Origin of the sequence: Streptomyces sp. NPDC025273 (assembly GCF_040638585.1) — a bacterium.
Lineage (GTDB): Bacteria > Actinomycetota > Actinomycetes > Streptomycetales > Streptomycetaceae > Streptomyces > Streptomyces cinereorectus.
Genome location: NZ_JBEZYP010000001.1, coordinates 864,965 through 880,614, shown reverse-complemented (window position 1 = coordinate 880,614; position 15,650 = coordinate 864,965). Strand labels below are relative to the sequence as shown.

Genomic DNA, 15,650 nt, shown 5'->3' with positions numbered 1-15,650 from the left:
CATGGACGCATCCCCCGCACCCCCTTCCCCCTGCCGCTCAGGACGCCGCCGCCGGCTGCCCCTGGCCGCCGGCGTGGGCGTGCTCGCCCTGGTCTGCGGCTGCGCCGGGCCGGACACCTCCCCCTCCGGCGCCCCCGCGCGACAGGCCGTGGCCGCCCGCGCGGCGGACGGCCTGGAGGAGCGGTACCAGGACGTCATCACGGACGTGCTGCCCTCCGTCGTGCAGATCGCCGCCGGGGACGGCCTCGGCTCCGGCGTCGTCTACGACGACAAGGGCCACATCGTCACGAACGCCCATGTGGTGGCCGGCGGGAAGACCTTCGACGTCAGCGTCCCCACCGGCGAGAAGGTGTTCAAGGCCTCCCTGGTCTCCTCCTACCCGGAGCAGGACCTGGCGGTCGTGAAGCTGGACGACCTCCCGGCCGGGCTGAAGGCCGCGCGGTTCGACGACACCGACGAGGTCGAGGTGGGGCAGATCGTGCTCGCGATGGGCTCACCGCTGGGCCTGTCCGGCAGCGTCACCCAGGGCATCGTCTCCGCCGTGGGCCGGACCGTGAGCGAGAGCGGCCCGGGCGACGGCACCGGGGCGACGCTCGCCGGCATGGTTCAGACCTCGGCGGCGATCAACCCGGGCAACAGCGGCGGCGCCCTGGTGAACCTCGACAGCGAGGTGATCGGCATCCCGACCCTCGCGGCGGCGGAGGGCGACAGCGCCGCACCGGGAATCGGGTTCGCGATCCCGGTCTCGACGGTGCGGACGGTCGCCGACCAGATCATCAAGTCCGGCAAGGTCACCGACTCGGGCCGGGCCGCGCTGGACATCACGGGCCGTACGGTCCTCGACGCCGGCTACCGGCCCGCCGGGGTCGCGATCGTCAGCGTGGAGAAGGGCGGTGCCGCTCAGGACGCCGGGCTGCGCGCCGGGGACGTCATCACCCGGATCGACGGCACCCCCGTCACGACGATCACCTCGCTCTCCGAGGCCCTGGCGGACCACAGACCCGGCGACGAGGTCGAGGTGACGTACGTGCGCGGGGACGCGGAGAAGTCGGCCGAGGTCACCCTGGGCGAGATGTGACGAGGAGGGCCCCGGGGCGGGGACGGCAGCCGCCCGCCCGGGCCGAGGGCCTGGTGACGGGCGGGCCGGCGGGGCCTATTCGGCCTGGAGACTCATCGGGCCGTAGATCTTCGTCGTGTCCTCGAAGAGCGTCACCTGGTGGGCGCCGCCCTCCAGCAGCTCCTTCCAGAACTCACCGATCCAGGACTCCGCGTCGCCCTGGGTCGTGAACTCCTCCGGCTGCAGGGCCGGCTCCGTCTCCGTACCGTCGGACTTCTCGAACCGCCACGTCCACGCCATGTCCGCCTCCTGGGTCACGTTGCTGACCGCAAGCCTAGTGGTGCCCGGCCCGGGCGCGCAGGTGGTGCGTGGACACGGGAGGATCAGCAGCGTGGAACTTACTCTGCTCGGCACCGGCGCCCCCGACGGGCTGCCGCGGCCCCACTGCCCCTGCGCCGTCTGCGCATCGGCCCGCGGTGCGCGCGGGCGCGCCCCGACCGCGCTGCTCGTCGACGACGCCCTGCTGCTCGACCTCACCCCGGGCGCGGTGTTCGCCGCCGCCCGTGCGGGCCATTCGCTCAGCGGCGTACGGCAGGTGCTGCTGACCCACCCGCACGACGGTCCCGCCGTGGAACAGCCCCCTTCGCTGCCGCCCGCGGGACGGGTCCCGGACGGGCAGGAGCTGACGCTGATCACCGGTCACCGGATCCGGGCCGTGGCGATGGACGCTCCGGGTACCGGCTACGAGGTGACGTCGCCGGAAGGCGAGCGGCTGCTCTACCTGCCGCCGGGGGCCGCCCCCGCCGGGCTCGCCGGCCGGGCCGCGGAGCCGTACGACATGGTCGTCTGCGACGTGGTCGCACGCCCCGACGCCGTGGCCGGACTGCGGGCCGTCGGGGCTGTCGGGGCGGCCACCGAGGTGATCGCCGTCCATCTGGACCATGACGCGCCGCCCGGCGAGCAACTGCACCGCAGGCTCGCGGCGGGCGGGGCGCGCGCCGTGCCGGACGGGACGACCCTGCCGGTGGGTCACTACCGCGCGGTGCCCGATGTGCCCCGGCGCACGCTGGTGACGGGCGGCGCCCGGTCGGGGAAGTCGCTGGAGGCCGAGCAGCGCCTGGAGACGTTCCCCGAGGTGGTGTACGTGGCGACCGGAGGCCGCCGGGACGGCGACGCGGAATGGGTGGCCCGGGTCGGCCTGCACCGGGACCGCAGGCCTGCCGCGTGGCGCACCGAGGAGACGTGCGAGCTGGTGGGGCTGCTGGAGGCCGACGGTCCGCCCCTGCTGATCGACTGCCTCTCGCTGTGGCTGACGGACGCGATGGACCGGGTGGCCGCGTGGGACGACGCCCGATGGGCGGACGGCGGGGAGGAGGCCTTGCGGAAGCGGGTCGCCGAGCTGGTCCGCGCGGTGCGCGGGACGCGCCGTACCGTCGTCGCCGTGACCAACGAGACCGGCTCGGGGGTGGTCCCCGCGACGGCCGCCGGGCGGCGCTTCCGGGACGAACTGGGCCGCCTGAACGCCGCGTTCGCCGCCGAGTGCGAGCATGTGCTGCTGGTGGTGGCGGGGCAGGCGCTGGTGCTGCGGGGCTGAGTCCGCGGGGCCGGGGGCACGGAAGGCCGCCGGGTACTGTTCCGCACAGGAGCCCTCCGCCGGGCTCCGGCCCACCATGTGACGACCCGCGAGGCAGACCCCCGTGAATCTGGACGACTTCTCCGACCTGATCGAACGCCCCGACGGGGGTGTACGCCGTGATGCCGAGGAACGCCGGGAGCGGCTGGCCGTCCCCTCCGGCGCCCTCGGCCGCCTCGACGAGCTGGGCGAGTGGCTGTCGGCCGCTCAGCAGGCGGTGCCGGTCAAGCCGGTCGACCAGCCCCGCGTGGTGCTCTTCGCGGGTGACCACGGGGTGGCGGAGCTCGGGGTGTCCGGCCGGGCGGCCGGGACGGCGTACGAGCTGGTCAGGGCCGTGCTGGACGGCGCGAGCCCGGTGGCGGTGCTGTCCCGGCGCTTCTCGGTGCCGGTACGGATCGTGGACGCGGGTCTGGACTGCGACCCGGAGCTGCTGCCCGACGCGGTCGTGCGGCACCGGGTGCGGCGCGGCAGCGGCCGTATCGACGTCGAGGACGCGCTGACGGCCGAGGAGGCCGAGCAGGCGGTGCGTCTCGGGATGCGGATCGCCGACGAGGAGGCCGACTCGGGCACCGATCTGGTGGTGCTCGGCGACCTGAGCGTCGGCGGTACGACGGCGGCCGCGACCCTGATCGCGGCCCTGTGCGGTACGGACGCGTCGGTGGTGACCGGGCGCGGGGGTGCGGGCATCGACGACCTGGCGTGGATGCGCAAGTGCACCGCGATCCGGGACGCGTTGCGCCGGGCCCGGCCGGTCCTCGGCGATCAGCTGGAGCTGCTGGCCGCGGTGGGCGGCGCGGATCTGGCCGCGATGACGGGATTCCTGCTGCAGAGCGCGGTGCGCCGGATGCCCGTGGTGCTGGACGGTGTGGTCTCGGCGGCCTGTGCCCTGGTGGCCCAGCGAGCCGCCTTCCGGGCGCCGGACTGGTGGCTGGCCGGGCAGGTGAGCGGTGAGCCGGCGCAGATGAAGGCGCTGGACCGGATGGCGCTGACGCCGCTGCTGGACCACGGAGTGACCGTGGGCGAGGGCAGCGGCGCGCTGCTCGCGCTGCCGCTCGTCCAGGCCGCCGCCGCGCTGGCCGCGGAACTGCCCGAGCGGACCGAGGAGACCGAGGAGACCGGGGAGGAGTTTGCGGGCGAGCCTCCCGCGGAGGCGGACGCGGGAACCGCGGAGACCGCCACCGCCTGATCTCAGGTCCCGTGACCGGGACCTGGACCCGACGGCCCCGGCAGCGGTGTGCGGTCCGGTGCCCCGCCGATCAGGTCCTGGAACCTGCGGCGCGGCCCCGCCCAGCGCACGTCGTGGTGATAGGCCCTCAGCAGCGCTCTGGCACGGGCCCGGTGCCGGTTGCGGTAGAAGCGTCTGGCCCACGGCGAGACGGGCCTGGCCAGCCGGATCGCGGCGATCAGCGCGATGAACGGGACGAGGGTGCCGATCACCGCCATGCGCGCCTTGCCCTTGAACAGGGCGATCAGCACGAAGCCGAAGTTGACGAGGTAGGTCAGCACGACGCCCAGCCTGTTCTGCTGCTGATCGCCGGTCAGCTCGTCCACCCCCAGGGGCGAGAATCCGGCGAGCACGAGCACGACGAGCGAGGCGGTGAGGACGACGACCTCCACACTCTGGCGGCCCTCTTCGCTCCAGTAGACGTCGTCGAGGTGCAGGATCAGCGCGAACTCGTCGAGGACGAGGCCGGCTCCCACACCGAAGACGACGGCGCAGATCCCGGCGGCGACACCGTGCTGCCCGCTCGCCACCGCGCCGAAGCCGCCGACCACCGAGAGCACGACGCCCGGCACCACGTGGTGGACGTGCACCCCGCCGGGCGTGATGTTGCCGAACGGCCCCTTCCCGGCTCTGATCATCCGGGTGATGACACGGGTGACGGCGAACGTCAGCACGAAGGCGCTCAGGGCGAGCAGCAGCGGGAGCTTGCCCGGTTCGACGATGTTCTGGTGAAGCCAGTGACCCATGCCACCCACTCCCGACGATCCACTTCGCGGCTTTTGCGTGTGGTGGACAATCTAGCGCCCTGCCGCACCGGCTAGCCTGCGCGCCGTGACCTCCCTGAACAGCCACGGCATACGTTTCGCCTTCGGCACCCTGACCGTGCTCCCCGTCCGCGTCTCCCGCTGGGACCGCGAAGCCGCCCGCGCCGGCATGTTGTGCGCCCCGCTCGCCGGGCTGGCGGTGGGACTGTCGGCGGCCGCGTCCGGGGTGCTGCTGCTGCTCGCCGGATCAGGGCCCCTGCTGGCGGCGGTCGCCGCCACCGCGCTCCCCGCCGTGCTGACCCGGGGCCTGCATCTGGACGGGCTCGCGGACACCGCCGACGGGCTGGGCAGCGCCAGGCCGGCCGAGGACGCCCTGCGGATCATGAAGCGGTCCGACATCGGACCGTTCGGTGTGATCACCCTGCTTCTCGTCCTGCTGGCCCAGGTGGCGGCCCTGTCCGAGCTGTACGGGCGGGGCTGGGCGCACGGTGCGCTGGGGGCGGCCGCCGCCGCCGTCGTCGCCAGGCTCGCGCTCACGCTGGCCTCGCGCCGCGGCGTCCCGCCCGCCCGGCCGGATGGCCTCGGCGCGGCGGTGGCGGGCACCGTTCCGCTCCGCACCGCCACGGCCGTCGCCTGCGCCGTGGTCGCGGGCTGCGCGGGGGCCGGTGCGCTGCTCGGCGGGTACGGGGCCGTGCACCACGCCGTCGCGGCCCTGGCCGGACCGGCCGTGGCGCAGCTGATGCTGCGCCACTGCGTGCGGCGCTTCGGCGGGGTGACGGGCGACGTGTTCGGCGCGCTGGAGGAAACGGCCGCCACCGTGGTGCTGGTGGCGCTGGTCCTGGGCTGAGGGCCCGATCCGGCCGGAGGACCTCCGGGGTGGTCAGCAGGTCCGGCGCCAGACCCCGAGTTCGTACTTCTTGAGCAGCGAGCTCAGCCTCAGCTTCCGGGACTCCGCGCAGAAGTCCGCCACCGGCACCTCGTACTCCGCGTGGAAGACGGCCTTGCCCGCCTCGATGAACGGGGTGAGGGTCTCGCACTCGTCGTACTGCGCGCACTGCTCGTTGACCGCGAAGTCGAAGTCGTCCACCAGCTGCGGAATCTGCGGCAGGTCGTTCTTCAGGCCGACGGCCAGCCCGTGGTCGTGGGCGATACGGGCGATCAGCCGGTTGTAGCGCAGCTGGTCCCCGGCGGTCAGGGGGAAGCCCGTGGTGTTGAGGTAGCCGTCCATGTTGTCCGGCTCCACGGCGTCGAAGCCCTTCTCCGCGCACATGGCGATCCGGGCCTCCATCAGCGGTTCCAGGAGGTCGGTGCGGCGGATGTCGAGCCACCACTCACCCTCCCAGCCGTTGCTCCTGCCCCGTACGGAGGCGGGGAACTTCCCGGCGTCGGGCCGGAAGTCCTCCCAGGCGCCGGTGGAGAGGTAGCAGATGACCTTGCGTCCCTCACGGTGCAGCGCGGCCACCGTCCCCGCGTCCTGGTCGAACCCGTCGATGTCGTAGACCGGCGCGTCGACGCCGGTGTCCACCCGGCCGGAGAGCTGCCACTGCCAGTCCACACCCGGTTCCGGCTGCCAGCGCTCCACGGCCTTCGGCTCCACGGGGGCCGCCGGCTCCGGGCCGGGGGTGCAGCCTGCCAGTACGGCCAGCAGCACCGGTACGGCGCAGGGCACCGCCCACCGCGTCCTCGCGCTCCGCATGCCGTCTCCCCCACTCGCCCCGCCCAGGTCGACGACCCTATCGCCGAGGTCCGTCCCCCTCCGTACGGGGCCGGTCGGGGCGGGGCCGTGCGGCCGCACGGCCCCGCCCCCGTGAGCGGGAGGCCGGGGCGCGCGTAGGCTCGTTCCCGGCGCGTTGCGGCGGCATCTACGATGCGCTGGGCACGGTCGGCCCACCCCTCGACCGACACATAACTCAACGGAAGCGAGATTTCACCACCGTGACTGCTCTCACTCTCAGCACTGCCGGTGCGGCGACGCTGCGCGCCGACGCACTCGTCGTCGGCGTCGCCAAGGGCGCTGGGTCCAAGGCCCTGGTCCTCGCACCGGGCGCCGAGGCCGTGGACAAGGCGTTCGACGGAAAGCTCGCCACCGTCCTGGAGACCCTGGGCGCCTCCGGTGCCGAGGGCGAAGTGACCAAGCTCCCCGCGCCGTCCGGACTCAAGGTCCCGGTCGTCGTCGCGGTCGGGCTCGGTACGGTCCCGGGGAAGGGCGACGCGTACGACGCCGAGGCGCTGCGCCGCGCCGCGGGCAGTGCGGCCCGCACGCTCGCCGGTTCGAAGAAGGCCGGATTCGCCCTGCCGACGGAGTCCGCGGAGGACGCCGAGGCCATCGCGGAGGGCGCCCTGCTGGGCGCGTACGCCTTCACCGCCTACCAGGGCGGCGAGAACAAGGTCGCCCGCAAGGGCGTCGAGGCCGACGGACCGAAGCTGCCGCTCGCCGAGGTCGCCCTGCTCGGTACCAAGCCGCGCGACAAGGCGTACAAGGCGGCCGCCGAGCGCGCCCTCGCGGTCACCGAGGAGATCAACCGGGCCCGCGACCTGATCAACACCCCGCCCAACGACCTGTACCCCGAGTCCTTCGCCGCCGTGGCCACCGCCGCCGGCAAGGAGCACGGCATCAAGGTGCAGGTCCTCGACGAGAAGGCGCTCGTCAAGGGCGGCTTCGGCGGCCTGCTGGGCGTCGGCCAGGGCTCGGAGCACGGCCCCCGCCTCGTCCGGCTCGCCTACACGCACCCCAAGGCGCAGAAGACGCTGGCCCTGGTCGGTAAGGGCATCACCTACGACTCGGGCGGCATCTCGCTCAAGCCGGCCGGCCACAACGAGACGATGAAGTGCGACATGAGCGGCGCCGCCGCCGTGTTCGCCGCCGTCGTCGCGGCCTCCCGTCTGGGCCTGAAGGTCAATGTCACCGGTTGGCTGGCCCTCGCCGAGAACATGCCGTCGGGCAACGCCACCCGCCCGGGTGACGTGCTGCGCATGTACAGCGGCAAGACCGTCGAGGTGCTCAACACCGACGCCGAGGGCCGGCTCGTCCTCGCCGACGCGCTGACCCGCGCGTCGGAGGAGAAGCCGGACGCGATCGTCGACGTGGCGACCCTGACCGGCGCGATGGTGCTCGCCCTGGGCAACCGCACCTTCGGTGTGATGGCCAACGACGACGCCTTCCGCACGTCGATCCACGAGATCGCCGAGGAGGTCGGCGAGGCGTCCTGGCCGATGCCGCTCCCCGCCGACCTGCGCAAGGGCATGGACTCCCCGACCGCCGACATCGCCAACATGGGCGAGCGGATGGGCGGCGGCCTGGTGGCCGGCCTCTTCCTGCAGGAGTTCGTGGGCGAGGGCATCGCGTGGGCCCACCTGGACATCGCCGGACCCGCGTTCCACGAGGGCGCACCGTACGGCTACACGCCCAAGGGCGGCACCGGATCCGCGGTCCGCACCCTGGTCAAGCTGGCGGAGCGCACGGCCGCCGGCGACCTCGGCTGATCTTCGGGCACCGCGTTCGCGTGCGGCCTTCGCGCGCGATGTCCGCCTGCGGCGTTCGCGCCCGGCGGATACGGCCCCGGGCATGCGTCCGGGGCCGTACGCGTTCCTCTCAATGGCCCTGACCAGCTGTTTTCCCGAAACTTCGTACGCGCGGGTAACCGTCCGGACCGGATGTCCGTGCGGCCCGGAGCGGGGGCCCGCGTCCCGCCCGCCCTCAACAAGTGCGAAGATGGGTTCTCGGCAGGACAGGGCCCCCACCACAGGGCCGAATAACGCAAGCGGCCGAACACCAGCCGACCGGCCGGTCACACCCCAGCGACGGGGCCCGGCGTACGGCGCACATGCATGGAGGACGTGACGTGGCGAACGACGCCAGCACCGTTTTCGACCTAGTGATCCTCGGCGGTGGTAGCGGCGGTTACGCCGCGGCACTGCGCGGAGCGCAGCTGGGCCTGGACGTCGCACTGATCGAGAAGGGCAAGGTCGGCGGCACCTGCCTGCACAACGGCTGCATTCCCACGAAGGCGCTGCTGCACGCCGGCGAGATCGCCGACCAGGCCCGCGAGGCCGGTCAGTTCGGCGTGAAGGCCACCTTCGAGGGCATCGACATCGAGGCCGTCCACGCCTACAAGGACGAGGTGATCTCGGGCCTGTACAAGGGTCTGCAGGGACTCATCGCCTCGCGCAAGGTGCATTACATCGAGGGCGAGGGCCGGCTCTCGTCGCCCACCTCGGTGGATGTCGGCGGCCAGCGGATCCAGGGCCGCCACGTGGTGCTCGCGACCGGCTCCGTGCCGAAGTCGCTGCCCGGCCTGGAGATCGACGGCAACCGCATCATCTCCTCGGACCACGCGCTGAAGCTGGACCGGGTACCGAAGTCCGCGATCGTCCTGGGCGGCGGCGTCATCGGCGTCGAGTTCGCCTCGGCGTGGAAGTCCTTCGGGACCGACATCACGATCGTCGAGGGCCTGAAGCACCTGGTCCCGGTCGAGGACGAGAACAGCTCGAAGCTTCTGGAGCGCGCGTTCCGCAAGCGCGGCATCAAGTTCAACCTCGGCACCTTCTTCGACAAGGCCGAGTACACGCAGGACGGTGTGCGGGTCACCCTCGCCGACGGCAAGACCTTCGAGGCGGAGGTGCTGCTGGTCGCGATCGGCCGCGGTCCGGTCTCGCAGGGGCTGGGCTACGAGGAGGCCGGCGTCGCGATGGACCGCGGCTACGTCCTCGTCGACGAGTACATGCAGACCAACGTCCCGACGATCTCGGCCGTGGGCGACCTCGCCCCGACCCTCCAGCTCGCCCACGTCGGCTTCGCCGAGGGCATCCTGGTGGCGGAGCGGCTGGCCGGCCTCAAGACCGTGCCGATCGACTACGACGGCGTGCCGAAGGTGACGTACTGCCACCCCGAGGTCGCCTCCGTGGGTATCACCGAGGCCAAGGCCAAGGAGATCTACGGTGCGGACAAGGTCGTCGCCCTCAAGTACAACCTCGCGGGCAACGGCAAGAGCAAGATCCTGAAGACCGCGGGCGAGATCAAGCTCGTCCAGGTCAAGGACGGTGCCGTGGTCGGCGTCCACATGGTCGGTGACCGTATGGGCGAGCAGGTCGGCGAGGCCCAGCTGATCTACAACTGGGAGGCGCTGCCGGCCGAGGTCGCGCAGCTCATCCACGCCCACCCGACGCAGAACGAGGCGATGGGCGAGGCTCACCTGGCCCTTGCCGGCAAGCCTCTTCACTCCCACGACTGATTCCGGTCCCGGGCGCGACGACCGACCACTTCCGCACTTTCGTAAGGAGCAACTGAAACCATGTCGGTTTCCGTAACCCTTCCGGCGCTCGGCGAGAGCGTCACCGAGGGCACCGTCACCCGCTGGCTGAAGGCCGAGGGCGAGCACGTCGAGGCCGACGAGCCGCTGCTCGAGGTCTCGACCGACAAGGTCGACACCGAGATCCCCGCCCCCGCCTCGGGCATCCTGGCATCCATCAAGGTCGCCGAGGACGAGACCGTCGAGGTCGGCGCCGAGCTGGCCGTCATCGACGACGGCACGGGCGCGCCCGCCGCGGTTCCGGCCGCCGAGCCGGCCGCCGAGCCTGCCGCCGCCCCGGCACCTGCCGCCGAGGCCCCCGCGGCTCCGGCCGAGGCCCCCGCGCCCGCCGCCGAGGCCCCCGCGGCCCCGGCCGCCGCGCCGGCCGGTGGCGCCGCCGGTACCGATGTGACCCTCCCGGCGCTCGGTGAGAGCGTCACCGAGGGCACCGTCACCCGCTGGCTGAAGGAGGTCGGCGAGGAGGTCACGGAGGACGAGCCCCTGCTCGAGGTCTCCACGGACAAGGTCGACACCGAGATCCCCGCCCCGGTCTCCGGCGTGCTGCTGGAGATCGTGGTCGCCGAGGACGAGACCGCCGAGGTCGGCGCCAAGCTCGCCGTCATCGGTGCTCCGGGTGCCGCCCCGGCCGCCGCTCCGGCGGAGGCCGCTCCGGCGGAGGCCGCTCCGGCTCCGGCCGCCGCCCCGGCTCCCGCCGCTGCTCCGGCAGAGGCCGCTCCGGCTGCTCCCGCTCCGGCTGCGGCGGCTCCCGCCCCGGCCGCTCCGGCCCCGGCTCCGGCTGCCCCCGCCCCGGCCGCGGCTCCGGCCGCCCCGGCGCCCGTGGCCGCCGCCCCCGCGCCCGTCGCCCCGGCACCGGCCGCCCCTGCCACGCCTTCGGGTGACGACGGCGCGTACGTCACGCCCCTGGTCCGCAAGCTCGCCGCCGAGAACGGCGTCGACCTGGGCGCGGTCAAGGGCACCGGCGTCGGTGGCCGTATCCGCAAGCAGGACGTCGTCGCCGCCGCGGAGGCCGCCAAGGCCGCCGCCGTCGCTCCGGCTCCGGCCGCCGCCGCCCCGGCAGCCAAGGCCGCGCCGAAGCTCGAGGCGTCCCCGCTGCGCGGTCAGACGGTCAAGATGACCCGCATGCGCAAGGTCATCGGCGACAACATGATGAAGGCGCTGCACTCGCAGGCCCAGCTGACCTCGGTCCTCGAGGTCGACATCACCAAGCTGATGAAGCTGCGCAACCAGGCGAAGGAGTCCTTCGCCGCCCGTGAGGGCGTGAAGCTGTCCCCGATGCCGTTCTTCGTGAAGGCGGCGGCCCAGGCGCTGAAGGCCCACCCGGTCGTCAACGCCCGGATCAACGAGGACGAGGGCACGATCACGTACTTCGACTCGGAGAACATCGGCATCGCCGTGGACGCCGAGAAGGGTCTGATGACCCCGGTCATCAAGGGTGCGGGCGACCTGAACATCGCGGGTATCGCGAAGAAGACCGCCGAGCTGGCGGGCAAGGCCCGTGGTGGCGGCCTCACCCCGGACGACATGTCCGGTGCGACCTTCACCATCAGCAACACCGGTTCGCGCGGTGCGCTGTTCGACACCGTCATCGTGCCGCCGAACCAGGCGGCCATCCTGGGCATCGGTGCCACCGTCAAGCGTCCGGCGGTCATCGAGACCGCCGAGGGCACCGTCATCGGTGTCCGTGACATGACGTACCTCTCGCTCTCCTACGACCACCGTCTGGTGGACGGCGCGGACGCCGCCCGTTACCTGACGACGGTCAAGGCGATCCTCGAGGCCGGCGAGTTCGAGGTCGAGCTCGGCCTCTGAGCCGTGCAGCTGTAACCAGCCTCACCAGCGGCGCCCCCGTCCGGAACACTTCCGGACGGGGGCGCCGCCGTATTGTCTAGACACCACCGGTCGCCCTCGGACGCCGTGTTGGTGGAGAGCAGCAATGGTTTGCGCCGAAGGAGCCCGTCATGACCCCGCCCGTCGTCCACTCGCTGCGCGAGCAGATCCGCGAGCACATCGTGGACGGGATCGTCAGCGGGCGCTGGAAGCCGGGTGAGCGGATCGTCGAGCGCCGCATCGCGACCGAGCTGGAGGTCAGCCAGACGCCCGTGCGCGAGGCGCTGCGCGAGCTGGAGACGCTGAGGCTGATCGAGTCGGCACCCAACAAGGGCGTGCGGGTGCGGAACCTGACCGCGGCCGATCTGGAGGAGAGCTACCCCGTACGGGCCGGACTGGAGCAGATCGCGGCGGAGCTGGCCGCGCCGGCGCTGGGCGAGGACTGCTCGGCGCTGACGCCGCACGTGGCGGCCCTGTACGAGGCGGACCGGCTGGCCGACGGTGAGGCGCAGGTGCGGCACACCGTGGCCTTCCACCGGGAGATGGTGCGGGCGGCGGGGAACGCCGTCCTGCTGCACACCTGGGAGGGGCTGGGCATCGAGGTGTTCACCGCTCTGTCGATCCGCTGGCTGGGCACGGTGCAGAAGTCCTACGCGGAGGAGCACGAGGCACTCATCGACGCGTTCCTGCGGCGGGACCCGCGGATCGCCGTGCTGGTGAAGGAGCACGTCCTCGGGTGCGCTCCCCGGGCATGAGTCCCGGGTGCGCGCTCCACCCATGAGCCCGGTGAAGCGCCGAGCCCGCGCGGCGGCGTGAGCCGGAGTGGCGCCGTGGACCCCGCGGCGGCCCGCACCCATCTGCGGCATCCGTCGCTCGACTGTGCAGCTCAGAGCCCGTTTCACCCCGAATGGTCCCGTCACTGCGTGCCCCGTTCCGAGGCACCGAATGCCACTTTCTTCATATCAAGAATTTTTTCCCTTCACCCCTTTGATCGATCATCGATCGGCCACTTACAGTTCACTCGCGGGCCCACCGGCCCGATCGCCCTGTCCTGCCAGCCAGGGCCTTCTCCACCCCCCTCCACTCCGGAAGGCGGCGATCATGACCGACCCCGTAGCAAAGCTTCCGAGCGAGCTCGACCAGCTCCCGGACCGCGACCCCGAGGAGACCGCCGAATGGGCGGCCTCCCTGGACGCCGTCACCAAGGCCGCGGGCCCGCACCGCGCCGCGTACCTGATGCGGCGCTCGCTCCAGCACGCGGAGGGCGCCGGTATCGCGCTGCCCAAGCTGCTGGAGACCGATTACGTCAACACCATCCCCACCTCCGCGGAGCCCGCCTTCGACGGCGACCTGGAGATGGAATCGAAGATCACCGCGTGGAACCGCTGGAACGCGGCCGCGATGGTCACCCGCGGCGCCCGCTTCGGCGTGGGCGGGCACATCGCCACCTTCGCCTCGGCCGCCTGGCTGTACGAGACCGGCTTCAACCACTTCTTCCGCGGCAAGGAGGGAGGGGGAGGCTCCGGCGACCAGCTCTACATCCAGGGCCACGCCTCGCCCGGCATCTACGCCCGTGCCTTCCTCGACGGCCGGATCAGCGAACAGCAGCTCGACAACTTCCGGCAGGAGTCGGGCGGCGACGGCCTGCCGTCCTACCCGCACCCGCGGCGGCTGCCCTGGCTGTGGGAGTTCCCCACCGTGTCGATGGGTCTCGGCCCGCTCTCGGCGATCTACCAAGCGCGCTTCAACCGCTATCTGGCCAACCGCAAGATCAAGGACACGTCGGACTCGCACGTCTGGGCCTTCCTGGGCGACGGCGAGATGGACGAGCCCGAGTCGACCGCTGCCCTCGCCCTCGCGGCCCGTGAGCAGCTCGACAACCTGACCTTCGTCATCAACTGCAACCTGCAGCGCCTCGACGGCCCGGTCCGCGCCAACTTCCGCGTGGTCCAGGAGCTGGAGGGCGCGTTCCGCGGGGCCGGCTGGAACGTCATCAAGACACTCTGGGGCAACGCCTGGGACGAGCTGTTCCAGCTGGACACCACGGGTGCGCTGCTCCGCCGCCTCCGCGAGGTGCCGGACGCGCAGTTCCAGACGTACGCGACCCGCGACGTGGCCTACATCCGCGAGCACTTCTTCGGCGCCGAGCCCGCGCTCGCCGAGCTGGCGAAGCTGCTGAGCGACGCCAGCATCGCCGAGTGTTTCTACAGCTCCCGCGGCGGTCACGAGGCGCGCAAGGTGTACGCGGCCTACCGCGCGGCCGTGGAGCACAAGGGCGCGCCGACCGTGATCCTGGCCCAGACGGTCAAGGGCTACACGCTCGGCAAGGGCTTCGAGTCCAAGAACGCCAACCACCAGATGAAGAAGCTGTCGATCGACGAGTTCAAGGGCATGCGCGAGCTGCTCGGCCTCCCGATCCCGGACAGCGCCTTCGAGGACGGACTGGTCCCCTACGGGCACCCGGGCACCGACTCCCCCGAGGTCCGCTACCTCCAGGAGCGCCGCGCCGCCCTCGGTGGTCCGGCCCCCGCCCGGCGGGTGCACGCCGTGGCCCTGCCGCAGCCGGAGGAGCGCGCCTTCAAGGCCCTGTACAAGGGGTCCGGCAAGCAGGAGATGGCCACCACCATGGCGTTCGTCCGCCTGGTGAAGGACCTGATGCGGGACAAGGAGACCGGCAGGCGCTGGGTTCCGATCGTCCCGGACGAGGCCCGTACCTTCGGCATGGAGTCGCTGTTCCCGTCGGCCGGCATCTACTCGCCGCTGGGCCAGACGTACGAGCCGGTCGACCGGGACCAGCTGATGTACTACAAGGAGGCCAAGGACGGCCAGATCCTCAACGAGGGGATCACCGAGGCCGGCGCCATGGCCGACTTCATCGCCGCCGCCACGTCGTACGCGACGCACGGCGAGACGATGATCCCGTTCTACATCTTCTACTCGATGTTCGGCTGGCAGCGGACGGCCGACCAGATGTGGCAGCTCGCCGACCAGCTCGGCAAGGGCTTCATCGTGGGCGCCACGGCGGGCCGTACGACGCTGACGGGTGAGGGCCTCCAGCACGCGGACGGCCACTCGCACCTGATCGCGTCCACGAACCCGGCGTCGCTCAACTACGACCCGGCGTTCGCGTACGAGGTCGCGGTGATCGTCAAGGACGGTCTGCGCAGGATGTACGGCCCCGATGCCGAGAACGTCTTCTACTACCTGACGGTCTACAACGAGCCGAAGCAGCAGCCCGCGATGCCGGAAGGCGTCGAGGAGGGCATCGTCAAGGGCCTGTACCGCTTCAGGGAGGGCACGCCCGGCACGGCGGACGCGCCGCGCCTGCAGCTTCTGGCCTCCGGTACGGCGATCCACTGGGTGCTGGAGGCCCAGGAACTCCTGGCCGACGACTGGGGGGTCACGGCCGACGTCTGGTCCGCCACCTCGTGGGGCGAGCTGCGCCGCGACGCGCTGGAGGCCGACGAGGCGCTGCTCCGCGGCGAGGAGCGCGTGCCGTACGTGACCCAGGCGCTCTCCGGTGCGCCGGGCCCGGTCCTCGCGGTCAGCGACTGGATGCGCGCGGTGCCGGACCAGATCAGCCAGTGGGTGGAGCAGGACTGGTCGTCGCTGGGCACGGACGGCTTCGGCCTCTCCGACACCCGCGCGGCGGCCCGTCGGCACTTCGGTGTGGACCCGCAGTCGGTCGTGGTCGCCTCCCTGGCCCAGCTGGCCCGCCGCGGCGAGCTCCCGGCCTCGACGGTCAAGGAGGCCCGGGAGAAGTACGGGCTGTAGGGGGACGGGCGGGCAGGCGCGGGCGGGTCCGGCGCCTGCCCGCCGGCGTCGGCGGCACCCC

At 72.4% G+C, this 15,650-nt stretch carries 12 protein-coding genes; 9 read left to right on the top strand and 3 right to left on the bottom strand.

Features of this window, described 5'->3' with window-relative positions; all coding sequences use genetic code 11:
- Window position 1 precedes the first annotated feature (1 nt).
- The gene (locus AB0F38_RS03850) at window positions 2-1,078 is read left to right on the top strand and encodes a trypsin-like peptidase domain-containing protein (RefSeq protein ID WP_361886074.1); all 1,077 of its coding nucleotides are present in this window, start codon (window positions 2-4) and stop codon (window positions 1,076-1,078) included.
- A gap of 75 nt (window positions 1,079-1,153) precedes the next feature.
- Here AB0F38_RS03850 and AB0F38_RS03845 read toward each other — a convergent pair whose 3' ends face one another.
- On the bottom strand, window positions 1,154-1,357 hold the full coding sequence (locus AB0F38_RS03845; RefSeq protein WP_056784341.1) for a hypothetical protein: 204 nt from the start codon (window positions 1,355-1,357) through the stop codon (window positions 1,154-1,156).
- Between the two features lie 91 nt (window positions 1,358-1,448).
- Between AB0F38_RS03845 and AB0F38_RS03840 the strand changes: the two genes are divergently transcribed.
- A complete protein-coding gene (locus tag AB0F38_RS03840) occupies window positions 1,449-2,651 on the top strand; it encodes a bifunctional adenosylcobinamide kinase/adenosylcobinamide-phosphate guanylyltransferase (RefSeq protein ID WP_361886071.1) in 1,203 nt (400 codons plus the stop codon).
- 103 nt (window positions 2,652-2,754) lie between these two features.
- Window positions 2,755-3,876: a nicotinate-nucleotide--dimethylbenzimidazole phosphoribosyltransferase gene (gene cobT, locus AB0F38_RS03835; protein WP_361886068.1), complete on the top strand. Its 1,122-nt coding sequence runs from the start codon at window positions 2,755-2,757 to the stop codon at window positions 3,874-3,876.
- A 2-nt stretch (window positions 3,877-3,878) separates the two neighbouring features.
- Here the strand turns inward: cobT and AB0F38_RS03830 are convergent, their stop codons facing one another.
- The gene (locus tag AB0F38_RS03830) at window positions 3,879-4,661 is read right to left on the bottom strand and encodes a hypothetical protein (protein ID WP_361886066.1); all 783 of its coding nucleotides are present in this window, start codon (window positions 4,659-4,661) and stop codon (window positions 3,879-3,881) included.
- A gap of 85 nt (window positions 4,662-4,746) precedes the next feature.
- Here AB0F38_RS03830 and cobS point away from each other — a divergent pair, with 85 nt between their 5' ends.
- Window positions 4,747-5,526 (top strand): adenosylcobinamide-GDP ribazoletransferase, encoded by a 780-nt coding sequence (cobS, locus tag AB0F38_RS03825; RefSeq protein ID WP_361886063.1) that lies wholly within the window; start codon window positions 4,747-4,749, stop codon window positions 5,524-5,526.
- A gap of 33 nt (window positions 5,527-5,559) precedes the next feature.
- On the opposite strand, the gene AB0F38_RS03820 is transcribed toward cobS, so the two are convergent.
- Entirely contained in the window at window positions 5,560-6,375 is an 816-nt protein-coding gene (locus AB0F38_RS03820) for an endo alpha-1,4 polygalactosaminidase (protein WP_361886060.1), read from the bottom strand.
- A 239-nt stretch (window positions 6,376-6,614) separates the two neighbouring features.
- Here AB0F38_RS03820 and AB0F38_RS03815 point away from each other — a divergent pair, with 239 nt between their 5' ends.
- From AB0F38_RS03815 to aceE, 5 genes are all read left to right on the top strand, one after another.
- Window positions 6,615-8,162 (top strand): leucyl aminopeptidase, encoded by a 1,548-nt coding sequence (locus tag AB0F38_RS03815; RefSeq protein ID WP_361886057.1) that lies wholly within the window; start codon window positions 6,615-6,617, stop codon window positions 8,160-8,162.
- A 359-nt stretch (window positions 8,163-8,521) separates the two neighbouring features.
- The gene (lpdA, locus tag AB0F38_RS03810; RefSeq protein WP_361886054.1) at window positions 8,522-9,910 is read left to right on the top strand and encodes a dihydrolipoyl dehydrogenase; all 1,389 of its coding nucleotides are present in this window, start codon (window positions 8,522-8,524) and stop codon (window positions 9,908-9,910) included.
- 60 nt (window positions 9,911-9,970) lie between these two features.
- Window positions 9,971-11,797, top strand: a complete 1,827-nt coding sequence (gene sucB, locus AB0F38_RS03805; protein WP_361886051.1) for a 2-oxoglutarate dehydrogenase, E2 component, dihydrolipoamide succinyltransferase — start codon at window positions 9,971-9,973, stop codon at window positions 11,795-11,797.
- A 149-nt stretch (window positions 11,798-11,946) separates the two neighbouring features.
- On the top strand, window positions 11,947-12,570 hold the full coding sequence (locus AB0F38_RS03800; RefSeq protein WP_329211843.1) for a GntR family transcriptional regulator: 624 nt from the start codon (window positions 11,947-11,949) through the stop codon (window positions 12,568-12,570).
- Window positions 12,571-12,916: 346 nt separating this feature from the next.
- A complete protein-coding gene (aceE, locus tag AB0F38_RS03795; protein ID WP_361886048.1) occupies window positions 12,917-15,589 on the top strand; it encodes a pyruvate dehydrogenase (acetyl-transferring), homodimeric type in 2,673 nt (890 codons plus the stop codon).
- Window positions 15,590-15,650: the final 61 nt, after the last annotated feature.